This is a genomic window from Mesorhizobium sp. WSM4313 (genome assembly GCF_002294725.1).
Lineage (GTDB): Bacteria > Pseudomonadota > Alphaproteobacteria > Rhizobiales > Rhizobiaceae > Mesorhizobium.
Genome location: NZ_NSFT01000005.1, coordinates 350,107 through 365,892, shown reverse-complemented (window position 1 = coordinate 365,892; position 15,786 = coordinate 350,107). Strand labels below are relative to the sequence as shown.

14 protein-coding genes are annotated in these 15,786 nt (G+C 64.5%); 6 read left to right on the top strand and 8 right to left on the bottom strand.

Features of this window, described 5'->3' with window-relative positions; genetic code table 11:
• Positions 1–105 precede the first annotated feature (105 nt).
• The 3 genes from CK219_RS14905 to CK219_RS14895 all read left to right on the top strand — a co-directional run bounded on the left by CK219_RS14905 (position 106) and on the right by CK219_RS14895 (position 2,888).
• A complete protein-coding gene (locus CK219_RS14905) occupies positions 106–855 on the top strand; it encodes an electron transfer flavoprotein subunit beta/FixA family protein (protein ID WP_095767492.1) in 750 nt (249 codons plus the stop codon).
• A 24-nt stretch (positions 856–879) separates the two neighbouring features.
• On the top strand, positions 880–1,809 hold the full coding sequence (locus CK219_RS14900) for an electron transfer flavoprotein subunit alpha/FixB family protein (RefSeq protein ID WP_095767491.1): 930 nt from the start codon (positions 880–882) through the stop codon (positions 1,807–1,809).
• A 200-nt stretch (positions 1,810–2,009) separates the two neighbouring features.
• Complete coding sequence (locus CK219_RS14895; RefSeq protein ID WP_095767568.1) at positions 2,010–2,888, top strand: 3-hydroxybutyryl-CoA dehydrogenase; 879 nt, start codon at positions 2,010–2,012, stop codon at positions 2,886–2,888.
• A gap of 30 nt (positions 2,889–2,918) precedes the next feature.
• Here the strand turns inward: CK219_RS14895 and CK219_RS14890 are convergent, their stop codons facing one another.
• The 3 genes from CK219_RS14890 to CK219_RS14880 form a co-directional block, all read right to left on the bottom strand.
• The gene (locus tag CK219_RS14890) at positions 2,919–4,817 is read right to left on the bottom strand and encodes a PAS domain S-box protein (RefSeq protein ID WP_245340482.1); all 1,899 of its coding nucleotides are present in this window, start codon (positions 4,815–4,817) and stop codon (positions 2,919–2,921) included.
• Between the two features lie 243 nt (positions 4,818–5,060).
• Entirely contained in the window at positions 5,061–5,699 is a 639-nt protein-coding gene (locus tag CK219_RS14885; protein WP_095767490.1) for an NrsF family protein, read from the bottom strand.
• A complete protein-coding gene (locus CK219_RS14880) occupies positions 5,696–6,238 on the bottom strand; it encodes a sigma-70 family RNA polymerase sigma factor (protein WP_095767489.1) in 543 nt (180 codons plus the stop codon). Before CK219_RS14880 ends, CK219_RS14885 begins: the two co-directional genes overlap by 4 nt.
• Positions 6,239–6,441: 203 nt before the next feature.
• Here CK219_RS14880 and CK219_RS14875 point away from each other — a divergent pair, with 203 nt between their 5' ends.
• The 3 genes from CK219_RS14875 to CK219_RS14865 all read left to right on the top strand — a co-directional run bounded on the left by CK219_RS14875 (position 6,442) and on the right by CK219_RS14865 (position 10,274).
• Positions 6,442–7,446 carry an iron ABC transporter substrate-binding protein gene (locus CK219_RS14875; RefSeq protein ID WP_095767488.1) on the top strand — a complete coding sequence of 335 codons (1,005 nt, stop codon included), beginning with the start codon at positions 6,442–6,444 and terminating at the stop codon, positions 7,444–7,446.
• 174 nt (positions 7,447–7,620) lie between these two features.
• Entirely contained in the window at positions 7,621–9,195 is a 1,575-nt protein-coding gene (locus CK219_RS14870; RefSeq protein WP_095767487.1) for an iron ABC transporter permease, read from the top strand.
• The gene (locus CK219_RS14865) at positions 9,192–10,274 is read left to right on the top strand and encodes an ABC transporter ATP-binding protein (protein ID WP_095767486.1); all 1,083 of its coding nucleotides are present in this window, start codon (positions 9,192–9,194) and stop codon (positions 10,272–10,274) included. Before CK219_RS14870 ends, CK219_RS14865 begins: the two co-directional genes overlap by 4 nt.
• Before the next feature lie 151 nt (positions 10,275–10,425).
• Here the strand turns inward: CK219_RS14865 and CK219_RS14860 are convergent, their stop codons facing one another.
• The 5 genes from CK219_RS14860 to CK219_RS14840 form a co-directional block, all read right to left on the bottom strand.
• Positions 10,426–11,223, bottom strand: coding sequence for a phosphodiesterase (locus CK219_RS14860; protein ID WP_095767485.1), 798 nt, complete (start codon positions 11,221–11,223; stop codon positions 10,426–10,428).
• A 48-nt stretch (positions 11,224–11,271) separates the two neighbouring features.
• Positions 11,272–12,372, bottom strand: coding sequence for a sn-glycerol-3-phosphate ABC transporter ATP-binding protein UgpC (ugpC, locus tag CK219_RS14855; protein WP_095767484.1), 1,101 nt, complete (start codon positions 12,370–12,372; stop codon positions 11,272–11,274).
• A gap of 11 nt (positions 12,373–12,383) precedes the next feature.
• The gene (locus tag CK219_RS14850; RefSeq protein WP_095767483.1) at positions 12,384–13,298 is read right to left on the bottom strand and encodes an ABC transporter permease subunit; all 915 of its coding nucleotides are present in this window, start codon (positions 13,296–13,298) and stop codon (positions 12,384–12,386) included.
• An 8-nt stretch (positions 13,299–13,306) separates the two neighbouring features.
• Positions 13,307–14,191, bottom strand: coding sequence for an ABC transporter permease subunit (locus CK219_RS14845; RefSeq protein ID WP_095767482.1), 885 nt, complete (start codon positions 14,189–14,191; stop codon positions 13,307–13,309).
• Positions 14,192–14,360: 169 nt separating this feature from the next.
• Positions 14,361–15,713 (bottom strand): extracellular solute-binding protein, encoded by a 1,353-nt coding sequence (locus CK219_RS14840; RefSeq protein ID WP_095767481.1) that lies wholly within the window; start codon positions 15,711–15,713, stop codon positions 14,361–14,363.
• Positions 15,714–15,786 lie beyond the last annotated feature (73 nt).

Below are 15,786 nucleotides of genomic sequence, written 5' to 3'. Positions count from 1 at the left end.
GGCACAGCTGGGCGGATATTCCGTCCGCGATGTCGGCTTTCGACAACTCTGACAGGGCGCACGCTGCTATAGCGCCCCGACTATCTCAGGAGAGGTGACAGGAAAATGAAGATCCTTGTGCCCGTGAAGCGGGTTGTGGACGCCAACGTCAAGGTCCGGGTGAAGGCCGACGGACTGGGCGTCGAGCTTGCCAACGTCAAGATGGCGATGAACCCGTTCGACGAGATCGCGGTCGAGGAAGCGATCCGCATCAAGGAAGCCGGCAAGGCTGAAGAGATCATCGTCGTCTCGGTCGGCCCGCAGCAGGCGCAGGAGACGCTGCGCACCGCGCTCGCCATGGGCGCCGACCGTGCCATCCTGGTCAAGACCGACGAGCAGACCGAGCCGCTGGGCGTCGCCAAGGTGCTGAAGGGCGTGGTCGAGGCGGAAGCGCCCGGCCTCGTCATCCTCGGCAAGCAGGCGATCGACGACGATTCGAACCAGACTGGCCAGATGCTGGCGGCACTGCTTGGTTGGCCGCAGGGCACCTTCGCGTCCAAGATCGTGCTCGAAGGCGATCAGGCCAAGGTGACGCGCGAGGTCGACGGCGGCCTGCAGACAGTGGAATTGAAGATGCCGGCGATCGTCACCGCCGACCTTCGCCTCAACCAGCCGCGCTATGCCTCGCTGCCCAACATCATGAAGGCCAAGAAGAAGCCGCTCGACGAGAAGAGCCCGGCCGACTACGGCGCCGACGTCAAGCCGCGCCTCAAGGTGATCAAGACCGAGGAGCCGGGCGGCCGCAAGGCCGGCGTCAAGGTGAAGTCGGTGGCCGAACTGGTCGAGAAGCTGAAGAACGAAGCCGGCGTGCTTTAAAGCGATCGGGAAAGGACAAAGAAAATGGCAATTCTCCTCATCGCCGAACATGACAATGCAAGCCTTTCCGACCAGACCGCCAAGGCGCTGTCGGCGGCGCTGCAGATCGGCTCCGATGTCGACGTGCTGGTGGCCGGCAAGGGCGCCAAGGGCGTGGCTGATGCCGCCGCCAAGCTGAAGGGTGTACGCAAGGTGATGCTGGCCGAGGCCGACGAGCTTGCCGAGCGTCTCGCCGAGCCGACGGCGGCGCTGGTCGTTTCGCTCGCCGGCTCCTATGACGCGATCGTCGCGCCCGCGACCTCGTCGGGCAAGAACATCGCGCCGCGCGTGGCGGCACTCCTCGACGTCGCCCAGGTGTCCGAGATCATCGAGGTTGTCTCGCCCGACACCTTCAAGCGGCCGATCTATGCCGGCAACGCCATCCAGACCGTGCAGTCGACCGACGCCAAGAAGGTCATCACGGTGCGCACCGCGTCCTTCGCGGCGGCGCCCGAAGGCGGCTCGGCCGCGGTCGAGACGGTCGGCGCCGCTGCCAATCCAGGCCTCTCCTCCTTCATCGAGAACAAGCTCTCCGAGAACGACCGTCCGGAGCTGACCTCGGCCAAGATCATCATCTCGGGCGGCCGCGCGCTTGGTTCCTCGGAGAAGTTCCAGGAAGTCATCCTGCCGGTCGCCGACAAGCTCGGCGCCGCGGTCGGCGCCTCGCGCGCCGCAGTCGACGCCGGCTATGCACCGAACGACTGGCAGGTCGGCCAGACCGGCAAGGTGGTCGCGCCCGACCTCTACATCGCCGTCGGCATCTCCGGCGCCATTCAGCACCTGGCCGGCATGAAGGACTCGAAGGTGATCGTCGCCATCAACAAGGACGAGGAAGCCCCGATCTTCCAGGTCGCCGATTACGGCCTGGTCGGCGATCTCTTCGTCATCCTGCCGGAGCTGCAAAAGGCGCTTTGACGCCACCGGTTCTGGCATATTAAAATCGGAAGGGTGGGGTAGACGAAGTCGCCCCGCCCTTTTAGTTTGCACTGCACAAAAAGCGGGCCATCAAGGCCTGAAGCCAATCCGGCGGTTTTGCGTCCGGGTTGCAGGAAATGAACAACAGGAGCGTTTCCGCGCTTCAAGACGCGGAAGATGCTCCGGACGGGATCGGGGTCATGAGCAAGATCGAGACGATCGGCATTGTCGGCGCGGGTCAGATGGGTGGCGGTATCGCCCATGTCTCGGCGCTGGGCGGCTACAAGGTCCTGATCCACGACGTGTCGGCTGACCGTATCGAGAAGGGCATCGCCACCATCAGCGGCAACATGGCGCGCCAGGTCGGCTCCGGCAAGCTCGAGGAGAAGGCGCGCAACGAAGCAATGGCGCGTATTTCCGCCGCCCCGGCTATGGCCGACCTCGCCGCCGCCGACCTGGTGATCGAAGCGGCGACCGAGGATGAGACGGTGAAGCGCAAGATCTACGCGCAGCTCTGCCCGCAGCTCAATCCGGAAGCGATTCTGGCGACCAACACCTCGTCGATCTCGATCACCCGGCTTGCCGCCCAGACCGACCGTCCCGAGCGCTTCATCGGCATTCACTTCATGAACCCGGTGCCGGTGATGAAGCTGGTCGAGCTGGTGCGCGGCATCGCCACCGAGGATCAGACCTTCGAGGCCGCCAAGACCTATGTGAAGCACCTCGACAAGACCATCACCGTCTCGGAGGATTTCCCGGCTTTCATCGTCAACCGCATCCTTTTGCCGATGATCAATGAGGCGATCTACACGCTCTACGAAGGCGTCGGCACGGTCGACGCCATCGACACCGCCATGCGGTTGGGAGCCAACCATCCGATGGGACCGCTGCAGCTCGCCGACTTCATCGGCCTCGACACCTGCCTGTCGATCATGCAGGTGCTGCATGAGGGCCTGTCGGACTCCAAATACCGCCCGTGCCCGCTGCTGGTGAAATATGTCGAAGCCGGCTGGCTCGGCCGCAAAACCGGTCGCGGCTTCTACGATTATCGCGGCGACCATCCGGTGCCGACGCGCTGATCTTCTGCGGCTGAACCTTTTCGACGCGGCTCAGGACGCCGCGGCGAGCGGCGGAAGTGGCACGCCGCCGTTCGAGATTTCGCCTGTCGAAACTTCGTCGGGCGCGGCGGAAACGCAGCCGCGCCCGGCCGCCTTGGCGGCATAGCAGGCGGCGTCGGCGCGGGCGATGATCTCGTCCACTTCGCCGCAACCGGCGCGGATCGGCGCAAGCCCGATGCTGGCGCCGATCGAATGCGGGCGCCCGTCCCAGCTGAAATCGAGATTGCCGATGGCGTCGATGATCGAGCGCGCCGCGATCGGCCCGCACGCCGCGGCGCCCGATTTGAGGACGACGGCGAACTCGTCGCCGCCAAGCCGCGCGACGATGTCTTCCGGGCCAAGCACATTGCGCAGGGCGTCGGCCACGCGCTTGAGCAGCGCATCGCCCGCGGCATGGCCGCCGGTGTCGTTGACCGCCTTGAAGTGATCGAGATCGACGAACATGAACTGATGCTCACCGCCATTGAGGCGGCACTGGTCAACGAGATCTTCCATGATGCGGATGAAGCTCGAGCGATTGGCGAGCCCGGTCAGCGCGTCGTGGGCGGCGGCGTAGGCCAGCTGGCGCTGCAGGGCGCGCGCGTCGCTGAAATCCTGGAAGACGATAACGAGGCCGCAGAACTCGTCGCGGTCGTTCATGATCGGCGACACCACCTGGCGGATGCTGCAGCGCGTGTCGTCGCGCCGGACAAGCACAGCGCGCGTGTTCTGGTCGCAGTGCGGCTGCTCGCTCGCGGAAGGGCGCGAGAGCCCGATTTTCTGCCCGCTTTCCTCGTCGACCGCCCAGTAGACGTGGCCGAGCAGCTTGCCCAGGGCCTCGCCGACCACGACGCCGGTGAGTTTTTCCGCGACCGGATTCATAAAGGTGATGCGGTTGGCGGCATCGGTGCAGATCACCGCATCGCCGATCGACTGCAACGTCACCCTGAGACGCTCTTTCTCGTCGGCCAGCATGGCCGCCGAAACCATCAGCCGCGCCTCGGCCTCCTTGCGTTCCGTGATATCGGTCAGGCTGCCGATTGCCCGGATCAGCCGGCCCTCGCCATCGCGCTCGATCGCCTTGCCGCGGTCGAGAATCCAGACCCAGCGGCCGTCCTTGTGCCGCATCCGGAACTCGGCCTCGAAAAAGGGCGTCTCGCCGGCAAGGTGCGCGCGATCCGCCTCGGCGACGCGTTCCTGGTCGTCGGGATGGATCATGGCCAGCCAGCGATCGGGGTCGCCGTCGAGCTCGCCATCGGCATAGCCCAGCATCTTCACCCAGGTTTCGGAATAGGTGGTGCCGCCCCTGCGCATATCGAGGCTCCAGATACCCTGTCCGGCACTGGTGAGCGCGAAATTCCACCGGTCTTCTGCCTCGGCGATGCGCGCCTCGGCCTGCTTGCGCGCATCGATGTCCTCGATCTGCGACACCAGATAGAGCGGACGACCTGTCTCCTCTTCACGGATGACCGAGCCGGCGAGCTGCGCCCAGACCGGGGTGCCGTCCTTGCGCAGATACCGCTTCTCGAAATGGAAGGAGTGGATCTTGCCTTCCTTCAGGCTCGTCATCGTCTCGCGGCCGATCTGCAGATCGTCGGGATGCGTGATCTGGAAGAAGGTCAGCGCCTCGATTTCCGAGCGGGTGTAGCCGAGCATGTCGGCGAAGGCAGGATTGGCCTGAAGGATGCGGCCATCGAGGCCGACAATGGCGACGCCGATCGCCGAATCCTCCATGGCCCGGCGGAAGCGTTGCTCGCTCTCGGCAATCTGCCGGCGGTCGTCGATGATCTTGCGGATGAACAGCGCCGAGACAAACAGCGTGACGGCCGTGACGGCGACGGATATCTGCAGGCAGACCTTCAACGCGTCCGTGCCGAGTTCCAGCGCCGGCAACAGGACCGATGCGGTCAAGGCAACGAGTCCGGCTGCCATCAAGACGGGCACGGCGCGCTTGCCGGCCCGCGGACCTTTCCAACTCAACCACGCCACAATGCGATCCCACCCAATGCGCGACTGCGCGTTGCCACAACTCTGGCGGATCGATTTTAAGGAATGGTTGCACGAGCGGCAGCGGCTGCTCCGATAACCGGCAAACAATTGCCGGTATGATTAAGGTACTGTTTCAAAACTGTACCGAAGGATCGGTGTCTAATCCTACCAGCGGACGAAAAACCGTCCGCCTAGCGCGCCGAGCGCGGTCAGGAAGGCGATCGCGACCGTATACCAGGTGGCGACGAAGAGGGGCGAATCATCGAAGCAATGCGCGGCGTAGAAGGTCGCCGCGAGCCCGCCGGCGAGCAGGCCGGCCACCGCGCCCGCCAACACCGGCCGCGTCGGCGCGCCATAGCGCAGCATGCCGAGGAAGATAGCCAGCGGGCCGATGCCGATCAGCGGGATGAAGCTCATGCAGATCATCATGTTCGAGCCGATAAGCCGCTTGCCCCAATCGGCCTCGGGCACGACGAAAAGCTCGAGAACCACCGCCAGCACCACCAGAAGCGGCGCGGCGATCATCCAGGCCGTCGCCCGCCTGGTCGAGGCGCCCGGCATCGACAGCGCGCGGATCAGCGCGAAGGCACTGGCGGCGAGCGTCAGCGTGAACACGAATTTGGACATGAAGCGCATCGTGTGCATGGCCGGCATGATGTCGGGACGCGGCCCGATGGTCGCAAAGAAGACCATCGCCGCGATCGCCATGGCCACGCCGACCGCCAGCCACCAGGCCCTGTCCATCGGCATCGCCTCGTCGCGGGCATCGGCGTCGAGCGCCTTGATGAGATCCTCTGTCCTCATGTCGCTGTTCGTCCAAATCTTTTGGCGATCGCGGCCAGGCCGCGATGCAGCGACACGCGCACCGCCGTCTCGCTGATGCCGAGCTTGCTCGCCGTCTCGCCGATCGAATGGCCATCGACCGAGATCGATGCCACCACGGAGCGTTGCGCCGGCGGCAGGCCGTCTAGCGCCCGATTGATGTCGCGCTCGCTCACTGTTTCCGCCTCCGGCTCGGCGAAGGTTTCGGCGATCTCGTCGATCTCGACCTCGATGCGCCGCCCGCGCCGGCGGAACGCATCGATCAGCTTGAAGCGGGCGATCGCATAGACCCAGGGCAGCACCGGCGCATCAGGCCGCCAGGTGTGGCGTTTGACATGAATGGCCAGCAAGGTTTCCTGCACGACATCCTCGGGATCGACCCCGCCTTGAACGATCTTGCGCCGGACAAAGCCGCGAACGAGGGCGGCGATCCCGTGCAGAAAGTCGGCATAAGCCCTTTCGTCTCCCGCGATCGCGGCCCTGAGCAGCCGGGAAAGCTCGGCCTCGTCCTTGCCGGTCACAAGAGTTTACCCCCAATGTTCGCGTCTCGGCCCTGGTTTGTTACGTGGCCGGCGAAATAATGTCCAAGCCAAACTGCCGCAAAATCACGAAAGTTTGCGGAAAGGCGACCGATTGAAGCAGGATCACAATGTTGACTATAACAATCATGTATTGGTAGGTGCAGCCGTGCCCAAACCCCTGTCTCGAATTGAGGACGATGCCCATGAAAATTGCCCTTTCCACGCTTGCCGGCGCCGCGTTGGCGCTCGGCCTGATCGCCGGCCCGGCCAAGGCCGAGGATCAAGGCATTATCGTCTACAATGCCCAGCATGAGAGCCTCGCCAAGGAATGGGCAGCGGGCTTCACCAAGGAAACCGGCATCAAGGTCACGCTGCGCAATGGCGGCGACAGCGACTTCTCCAACCAGATCGTCGCCGAGGGAGCGGCCTCGCCGGCAGACGTGTTCCTGACTGAGAATTCGCCGGCAATGGCGCTGGTCGAAGCCGCCGGACTGTTCGCGCCGGTCGACGCCGATACGCTGGCGCAGGCTCCGCAGGAATACCAGCCGTCGACTGGCAAATGGGTCGGCGTTGCCGCCCGCAGCACCGTCTTTGCCTATAACAAGGTCAAGCTGAAGGAAGACCAGTTGCCGAAGTCGCTGCTCGATCTTGCCGATCCGAGCTGGAAGGGCCGCTGGGCCGCCTCGCCGTCCGGCCCCGACTTCCAGGCCATTGTCAGCGCCCTGCTCGAGCTCAAGGGCGAGGCCGCTACCGCCGACTGGCTGAAGGCGATGAAGGAGAATTTCACCGCCTACAAGGGCAACTCAACGGTGATGAAGGCGGTCAATGCCGGCGAGATCGATGGCGGCGTGATCTATCACTATTACTATTTCGGCGATCAGGCCAAGACCGGCGAAAACAGCCGGAATGTCGCCCTGCATTATTTCAAGAACCAGGATCCGGGCGCCTTCGTGTCGATCTCCGGCGGCGGCGTGCTGGCGTCGAGCAAGCACCCGAAGGAAGCCCAGGCATTCCTGAAGTGGGTGACCGGCAAGGGCGGCCAGGACGTGCTGAAGACCGGAACGTCCTATGAATATGCGATCGGCAAGGATGCCCAATCCAACCCTAAGCTGGTGCCGCTGACTGACTTGCAGGCGCCGAAAGTCGATCCGGCGAGATTGAATTCCAAGAAGGTCATCGAGCTGATGACGCAAGCCGGCTTGCTTTAGTTCGCGTTCGTCCTAAAAGGGCGAACGACCGTGCTCCCGCGGGAGTTTGCCTTCCGCGGGAGCGTTTTGTTTGGAGATCGCCTCGTCGATGACAGTCGACTGCGCTTCGACCCGCCCGAGTGTCACATCGCACCGCTTCCGCCGGCAGGCGGAGGCGACCCAGCGGCCTGCCTGATGCAATCGGCGATCGACATGATGCCGGCAATGCTGCCGGCGGCCGGGATGAAGAAGCGCCGGTCCGCGTCGTGGATCACGCTCGCCGCGGCCCTCATCTCGCTCGTTGCGCTGCTGCCGCTCGCCTTCATCGTCTGGGTCGCGATCCAGACCGGCTGGGACACCGTGGTGGCGTTGATCTTTCGCCCGCGCGTCGGCGAATTGCTGGTCAACACCGTGCTCCTCGTGGTCGTCACGGTGCCGATCGCCATCGTGCTGTCGGTGGCGCTGGCCTGGCTGACAGAGCGCAGCGACCTGCCGGGCAACCGCTGGTGGTCCTGGCTGTCGGTCGCACCGCTCGCCATCCCCGCTTTCGTGCACTCCTATGCCTGGATCAGCTTCGTTCCGGGCCTGCACGGGCTGTGGGCCGGCGTGCTGGTCTCCGTGATCGCCTATTTCCCATTCCTTTACCTGCCGATCGCCGCCGCGCTGCGCCGCCTCGATCCGGCGCTGGAAGATGCGGCCGCGGCGCTTGGCCTTGGCCCGTGGCGGGTCTTCGCGCGTGTCGTGCTGCCGCAGCTCAGGCTCGCCATCTGTGGCGGCTCGCTGCTGGTCGGCCTGCATCTCTTGGCCGAATACGGCCTCTATGTCTTCATCCGTTTCGACACCTTCACCACCGCGATCGTCGACCAGTTCCAGTCGACCTTCAACGGTCCGGCGGCCAACATGCTGGCCGCCGTGCTGGTGGTCTGCTGCCTCTTCCTGCTCGCCCTCGAGGTGATGATACGCGGCGAGGAGCGCTATGCCCGCGTCGGTTCCGGCGCCGCGCGCAAGCAGCAGCGTGCTCGCCTCGGCCGCGCCACCTTGTTCTGCCTGCTTTTGCCGGCCGGCGTCGCGCTGCTGTCGCTCGGCGTGCCCTTCGTCACGGTCGGCCGCTGGCTGCTCGCTGGCGGCACCGAAGTCTGGCGGTGGGACGAGATCGGCCTGGCGCTCGGCCAGACGCTGTTCCTCGCCATTGCCGGCGCGGTGCTTGCAACGCTGGCCGCCATGCCGATGGCCTGGATTTCGATCCGCGCGCCGGGGCCGCTGCAACGGCTGCTCGAGAGCTGCAACTATATCGTCGGCGCGTTGCCGGGCGTGGTCATCGCGCTGGCGCTGGTGACCATCACCGTGCGCGTCGCGCTGCCGCTCTACCAGACGCTGTTCACCATCCTGTTCGGTTACGCGCTGATGTTCCTGCCGCGCGCGCTGATAAGCCTGCGAGCCTCGATCGCGCAGGCGCCGGTGGAGCTGGAGCGCGCCGCCTCCAGCCTCGGCCGTCCGCCGGTCAAGGCGCTGTGGTCGACGACCATCCGCCTTTCGGCGCCGGGCGCCGCGGCCGGCATGGCGATGGTGGCGCTCGGCATCACCAACGAGCTCACCGCCACCCAGATGCTGGCGCCCAACGGCACCCGCACGCTGGCGATGGCATTCTGGTCCTATAGCGGCGAGATCGACTACGCCTCCGCCGCCCCTTACGCGCTGATCATGGTGGCGATGTCATTGCCGATGACCTGGTGGCTCTACATCCAGTCGAAGCGGATGGCCGGACGATGAGCTTTCTCGAACTCAGCGGCGTCGCGAAAAGCTACGGCCCGGTGACGGCGCTCGCCGGCGTCGACCTTGCGGTGGAAAGCGGCAGCCGCACCGCGATCGTCGGGCCTTCCGGCTGCGGCAAGACCACCTTGCTCAGGCTGATCGCCGGTTTCGAGGCGCCGGACCGCGGCCGCATCGCACTCGACGGCAAGGTGCTCGCCAACGGCGGCGCGGCCGTGCCCGCGCATCGCCGCGGCATCGGCGTGGTGGCCCAGGACGGTGCCCTGTTCCCGCATCTCACCATCGCCGACAATATCGGCTTCGGCATCCCGCGGAATGCCGACAAGCGAGCCGAGCATATCGTCGAGCTCGCCTACATCGTGGGGCTGGACAAGGCGATCCTGAAGCGCCGGCCGCACGAGCTTTCCGGCGGCCAGCAGCAGCGCGTGGCGCTTGCCCGCGCCATGGCGATGAAGCCCCGGCTGATGCTGCTTGACGAACCGTTCTCGGCGCTCGACACCGGGCTTCGCGCTTCGATGCGCAAGGCGGTGGCCGAGCTTCTGGAGGAGGCGGGCATCACCACCATCCTGGTCACGCACGATCAGGCCGAGGCGCTGTCCTTCGCCAGCCAGGTGGCGGTGATGCGCGAAGGGCTGTTCTCGCAGGTCGGCACGCCGCGAGAGCTCTATTTCCAACCCAGGGACAGGATGGTCGCCGAGTTCCTCGGCGACGCCATCATCGTGCCGGCCAGGATCGCGGACGGCTTCGCCGTATCGCGGCTCGGCCGCATCGCCGTCGACACGAAGGGACGGCGCGATGTCGCCCGCATCATGCTGCGGCCCGAGCAGATCCTGCTCAAACGGACCTCGCGCGAAGGCATGTCGGGCACACCCGACATGCTGTTCGGCGAAGTGACGGACTGCGAATTCGCGGGTTCGGTCTGCACCGTCGCGGTGCGGCTGCTCAACAGCCCGGACCCGCCCGATGCGGCCGCCATCGGCAACACGCCGCTGATCCTGCGCAGGACGGGCATGGACGCGCCGGAGATCGGCGAGATCGTGCGCTTGACCGTCACCGGCAAGGCGCATGTCTTTGCCTAGGTCGGGGTTGAGGCGTGTCGATATTCAGGTCAGGCCGAGCCGAAAACGGCGGGTTTCGAGAACCGGAGCGGAGCGTACTTGAAGTACGTGAGCACCGGAAGCGCAGGAAACCGCCGTTTGCAGGCCGGCCTCACCTGAATATCGGCATGCCTCAGCGCACGCGCTGCCCAGTTGCAGGCGACCAAAGCGGCCATTGCTCCAGGAAATCAACGCTGTGGATGACCACGCGCTGCCCATCGATCAGGATAATCGAATAGGCGGGCGGCGCCTGCTCGACCACTTCGTCGCCGACCAGGTCAAGCATGAACCGGGCATGCAGGCCGCGCTGCACCGAGAACGGAATGCCGGCGACGGTGCCGGCGATGTCGCGATGGACATGGCCGAAGAAGATGTAGCGGACATTGCCGTGGCGGGTCAGCACGTCGATGAGCCGCTGCGGCTGTTCGAGGCCGAGCGGGTCGAGCAGAGTGAGGCCAAGCTCGACGGGTGGATGATGCAGGAAAATATAAACGGCCTTGCCTGCCGCCTCGCCAAGCCGTGCGTCGAGCCATGCAAGCCGGTTGTCGCACAACTCGCCGGTGACGCGGCCCTCCGCCATGCTGTCGAGAAAGACGAGGCGCCCTTCCGGCGTGTCGAGCACCGACTGCACGAAGCCGTTGCCGTCCGTCCCGTTATCCGGAAAGGCGGCGATCAGATTGGCGCGCCGGTCGTGGTTTCCAGGCAGCAGCTGGTAAGGCACAATGAGCCGGCTCAGCGCCGATTTCAAATCGGCATAGCTCTCGGCCTCGCCGTCGTCGGCCAGATCGCCGGTGAAGATACAGAGCGCCGCATCTCCATGTCGAGCATTGATATGATCTATGCAGCGATCGAGCCGCTCGTTCAGATTCGCGCCATAGCGTATCTGGCGCCGACGATCGAGATGGACGTCGGTGACCTGGATGATCTTCATTCCGTGAACCCTCAGATAATTTGCAAAGTCAGCCTTGCAAGGCCCGCCTTACAGCACCGGTTCCGGCACCGAGGCCTTGAACACGTCGAGCCTGCCGCCCGTCTCCGAGGAGAAAAAGTGCAGGTCCGCTTCGGCGAACTGCAGGCCGATCGTGCTGCCCGGTTCGGAGTGGACGATCTCCGACGTCACGACAGAGAACGGCGCGCCGTCGAGATCGACATAGACGGCGCGGCCGGCGCCCAATTCCTCGATGAGGTCGACGGTCGCCGCAAGCGCTCCCGGCGTGCCCGGCGCCACCATGCGCACCGCCTCCGGCCGGATACCGACCGCGACTTTCGCGCCCACAGGAACGCCCGTGCGCGACACGTTGAGCTTGCGGCTGCCTCCGAGCAATGACAGCCCGTCGAGCGTGACGGTGCCTTCGAGCATGTTCATCGCCGGCGCGCCGACAAAGGTGGCGACGAAGCGGCTCGCCGGCCGGCTATAGACTTCCGCCGGTGTGCCCACCTGCTCGACACGGCCGCCATTCATCACCACCAGCCGGTCGGCCAGCGTCATCGCCTCGACCTGGTCGTGCGTGACGAAGACGGAGGTGGCGCTGAGGCGCCGATGCAGCTTGCGGATCTCGGAGCGCATCTGCACCCGCAGCTTGGCGTCGAGGTTGGAGAGCGGCTCGTCGAACAGGAACACCTTCGGCTCGCGGATCATGGCGCGGCCCATGGCGACGCGCTGGCGCTGGCCGCCGGAGAGCGCCATCGGCTTGCGGTCGAGCAGGTGCTCCAGTTCTAGGACCCGCGCCACCGCCTGGACGCGCTGAGCGCGTTCGGCCGACGGAACGCCGGCGACCTTCAGCGAATAGCCGATGTTCTGGGCCACGCTCATATGCGGGTAGAGCGCGTAGTTCTGGAACACCATGGCGCAGCCGCGCTCGCGCGGCTCGAGCTTGTTGACCACCGTGCCGTCGATCGCGATCGTGCCGTCGGAAATCTCTTCCAGCCCGGCAATCATTCTAAGCAGCGTGGACTTGCCGCAACCGGACGGCCCGAGGATGACGACGAATTCGCCCGAAGCGAAGTCGAGGTCAACGCCATGCACGACCTGCGTCTTGGCGTAGTTCTTCTTGACGCCGCGAATGGCGATGGAGGCCATTTTCCGTCTCCCTATTTTTCAGTGGCGATCAGGCCGCGCACGAACCAGCGCTGCATCAGCACCACGACGATCAGCGGCGGCAGCATGACGATCAGCGTGCCGGCCATGGCGATATGCCATTCCGGCGCGCCGCCGACATTGGGGATGAGCTGCTTCAGCTCTGTCACCGCCATCGCATGCGACTGGTCGGTGGTGATAAGCAACGGCCACAGATACTGGTTCCAGGCCCACAGGAACATGATGGTGCCGAGCGCCGCCATGTTGTTGCGCGATAGCGGCAGCAGGATATCGACGAAGAAGCGCAGCGCGCCGGCGCCGTCCATGCGCGCCGCCTCGGTCAACTCATCCGGCACGGTCAGGAAGAACTGGCGGTAGAGGAAGGTGCCGGTGGCGGTCGCGACCAGCGGCAGGATCAGGCCGCTATAGGAATTGAGCAGTCCCAGGCTGAGCGAAACCTGCACGCCCGAGACCTTTTCGATCAGCCAGGAGAGGCCGGTCAGGTCCATGATCGCCTGATAGGGCTCGAGCACGTTGGCGACCACCGCGTAGGTCGGCACGATGCGCACCTCGAGCGGCAGCATCAGCGTGATGAAGATCAGCCAGAACATCAGCATGCGGCCGGGATAACGGAAATAGACGATCGAGAAGGCGGTCAGCGCCGAGATGATGACTTTCCCAGCGGCCACGCCAAACGCCATGATGAAGGAGTTGAGCAGCTTCGGACCGAGGTCGGCGGTCGTCCAGGCCGTCCTGATGTTGACCCAGAAATCGCTGCCCGGCAGCAGCGACATCGGCACGTCGTTGACGTCCTTCAGATTATGCGAGGCGGCGATCGCTACGATGACGAACGGCGCCACGCAGAACACGAAGCCGACGAACAGGATCAGATGCGTGAAGAAATTGAGGATCGGGGTGCGCTCGACCATGGCCCGCCTCAACGATAATGCACGCGCCGCTCGATGAAGCGGAACTGGACGATGGTGAGCGCGATGATGAGCAGCATCAGGATGATGCTCTGCGCGGCGGCGCCCGAATAATCGAGGCCTTTGAAGCCGTCGGAATAGATCTTGTAGACCATCAGATTGGTGGCGTTGGCCGGTCCGCCTGCGGTCATGATGTCGACGATGCCGAAGGAATCCTGGAAGCTCTCGGTGATGTTGATGACCAGCAGGAAGAAGATGGTCGGCGTGATCAGCGGAAACTGGATATCCCAGAAGCGCCGGATGACGCCGGAGCCGTCCATCGCTGCCGCCTCGATCAGCGAGCGCGGAATCGCCTGGAAGGCGGCGAGGAAGAAGATGAAATTATAGCCGACATATTTCCACGAGAAGGCGATGATGATCGAGGCCATGGCGTCGGTGCCGTCAAGGCCGGGGTCCCAGGAGCCGGGCCAGACCTGGTTGACCACGGCCATGAAGCCGGCTTCCGGTGCCAGGATGAAGCGAAACGCCAGCGCCAGCGCCGGTGCGGCGATGCCGTAAGGCCAGATCAGGACCACGCGGTAAAGCCATGAGCCGGCAAGCTGGCGGTCGGTCAAGGCGGCGAGCACCAGCGCGATTGTCATCGCAAGTCCCGTGCTGATCCCGGCAAAGATCATGCTGGCGGTGATCGAGTCCCAGTAGCTGGCGTTGGACAGGATCGAGCGGAAATTGTCGAGCCCGACCCAGATATTGCCGCCGCCCCAGGGCTGCTGCAGCGTCAGCGACCAGTACACGGCCTGCCCGGCCGGCCAGTAGAAGAAGGTGAAGATCAGAATTAGCTGCGGCACCGCGAACAGGATGCCGATCGTCCATTTGCTGAAAGTGACGCGTTTTTCCATCGATCCGCCGATGTCGTTGAACCGCCAACCCGCTCGCGCGGCACAAGACTAAGGCATGTCTCCCGAAAGTGGGAACCGGTTTCGGGAGACAAAGACATGCCCAAATCAAAAACCCATATGAAATGGCCGCCCGTCGATGCTCGGCGGGCGGCCGTTCCAGTATCCGGGATCAGGGCAGGGTCTTACCCGGATAGGTCTGCTGGAAGCGCTCGAGGATCGCGTCGCCATTCTTGACCAGCGCGTCGAGGCCTTCCTGCACGCTGACCTTGTTGGCGAAGATCGCCTGCATCTGCGTGCCGAATTCGGCGCGAATCTGGGTGAAGTTGCCGAGGCGGATGCCGCGGGTGATCTCGGTCGGCTCCGACGCGGTCAGGCTGGCGATCGCCACTTCGCGGCCCTTATAGGGCGCCTTGTCGTAGAAGCCGTTGGACTTCATGAAATCGAAGCCCGACTTCGTCACCGGGATATAGCCGGTGTTGGTCGACCAGAACAAAGCGGTCTTGGGGTCGTGGATGAAGTTGAGGAACGCTGCCGCGCCCTTGTAGTCGGCGTCCGACTTGCCCGACAGCACCCACAGCGAAGCGCCGCCGACCAGCGAATTCTTGCGCTCGGTGCCGGCATAGACCGGCAGCTCGGCCACGTCCCATTTCATGCCTTCCTTCTGGGTGCGGCCGACGGTGCCGTGATCGCCGACCGAGGTCAGGATGAGCTGGCAGGTGCCGGTGGCGAAGGCCTGAACCATGTCCTGGCCGAGGTCCTTGGACTTGATCTTGACCAGGCCGGCGTCATACCACTTCTTGAGATCGGTGACGTACTGGACGAACTTGGTCTTGTTGACTTCGAGACGAGCGTCGAGACCGTCGTAGCCATTGTTCTTCGTGGCGATCGGCTGGTTGTGCAGCGCCGAGAACTGCTCCATCAGTTGCCAGCTTTCATTGGCCGAGATGTTGATCGCCATCGGGCAATCATAGCCGGCGTCCTTCAGCGCCTTGAGGTCGGCGGCGACGTCTTCCCAGGTCTTCGGCGCCTCGGTCTTGCCGATCTTGGCGAAGGCGTCCTTGTTCCAGTACATCAGCGCCGTCGACGAGTTGAACGGGAAGGACAGCATCTCGCCCTTCGACGTCGCGTAGTAGCGGGCGATGCCCGGGAAATAGTCGCTATAGTCGATCTTGTAGCCGTTCTCCTCCATCAGCTTGTCGGCGGGCTTGTAGGCGCCCGACAGCATCATGGTGGCAGTGCCGACGTCATAGACCTGGACGACGGTCGGCTGCTTGCCGGCGCGGAAGGCGGCGATCGTGTTCTGCAGCGTGGCGTCGTAATTGCCCTGGCTGGTGCAGACGACCTGGTAGTCCTTCTGGGAATCGTTGAAGTTCTTGCACAGCGTGTCGACGACGCGGGCGAGATCGCCCGAAAGACCGAACCAGAAATCGAATTTGACCGGCTCCGCAAATGCAGGAACCGCAAGCGCGGTGCTGAGCGCGCCGGCGGCAAGGGCGGCAAAGCCCCGCTTGAAGATCGTCATGGTTTTTCCCTCTTGAGTGGCAGTGTGACAAGGTTTTGCGCAAGTCCTTGCCCGCTCTCATAGAGAAGGTATG

Coding starts and splice junctions, on each gene's coding strand:
- CK219_RS14905 (WP_095767492.1), top strand. CDS start 106: ATGAAGATCCTTGTGCCCGTGAAGCGGGTTGTGGACGCCAACGTCAAG.
- CK219_RS14900 (WP_095767491.1), top strand. CDS start 880: ATGGCAATTCTCCTCATCGCCGAACATGACAATGCAAGCCTTTCCGAC.
- CK219_RS14895 (WP_095767568.1), top strand. CDS start 2,010: ATGAGCAAGATCGAGACGATCGGCATTGTCGGCGCGGGTCAGATGGGT.
- CK219_RS14885 (WP_095767490.1), bottom strand. CDS start 5,699: ATGAGGACAGAGGATCTCATCAAGGCGCTCGACGCCGATGCCCGCGAC.
- CK219_RS14875 (WP_095767488.1), top strand. CDS start 6,442: ATGAAAATTGCCCTTTCCACGCTTGCCGGCGCCGCGTTGGCGCTCGGC.
- CK219_RS14870 (WP_095767487.1), top strand. CDS start 7,621: ATGCAATCGGCGATCGACATGATGCCGGCAATGCTGCCGGCGGCCGGG.
- CK219_RS14865 (WP_095767486.1), top strand. CDS start 9,192: ATGAGCTTTCTCGAACTCAGCGGCGTCGCGAAAAGCTACGGCCCGGTG.
- CK219_RS14860 (WP_095767485.1), bottom strand. CDS start 11,223: ATGAAGATCATCCAGGTCACCGACGTCCATCTCGATCGTCGGCGCCAG.
- ugpC (WP_095767484.1), bottom strand. CDS start 12,372: ATGGCCTCCATCGCCATTCGCGGCGTCAAGAAGAACTACGCCAAGACG.
- CK219_RS14850 (WP_095767483.1), bottom strand. CDS start 13,298: ATGGTCGAGCGCACCCCGATCCTCAATTTCTTCACGCATCTGATCCTG.
- CK219_RS14845 (WP_095767482.1), bottom strand. CDS start 14,191: ATGGAAAAACGCGTCACTTTCAGCAAATGGACGATCGGCATCCTGTTC.
- CK219_RS14840 (WP_095767481.1), bottom strand. CDS start 15,713: ATGACGATCTTCAAGCGGGGCTTTGCCGCCCTTGCCGCCGGCGCGCTC.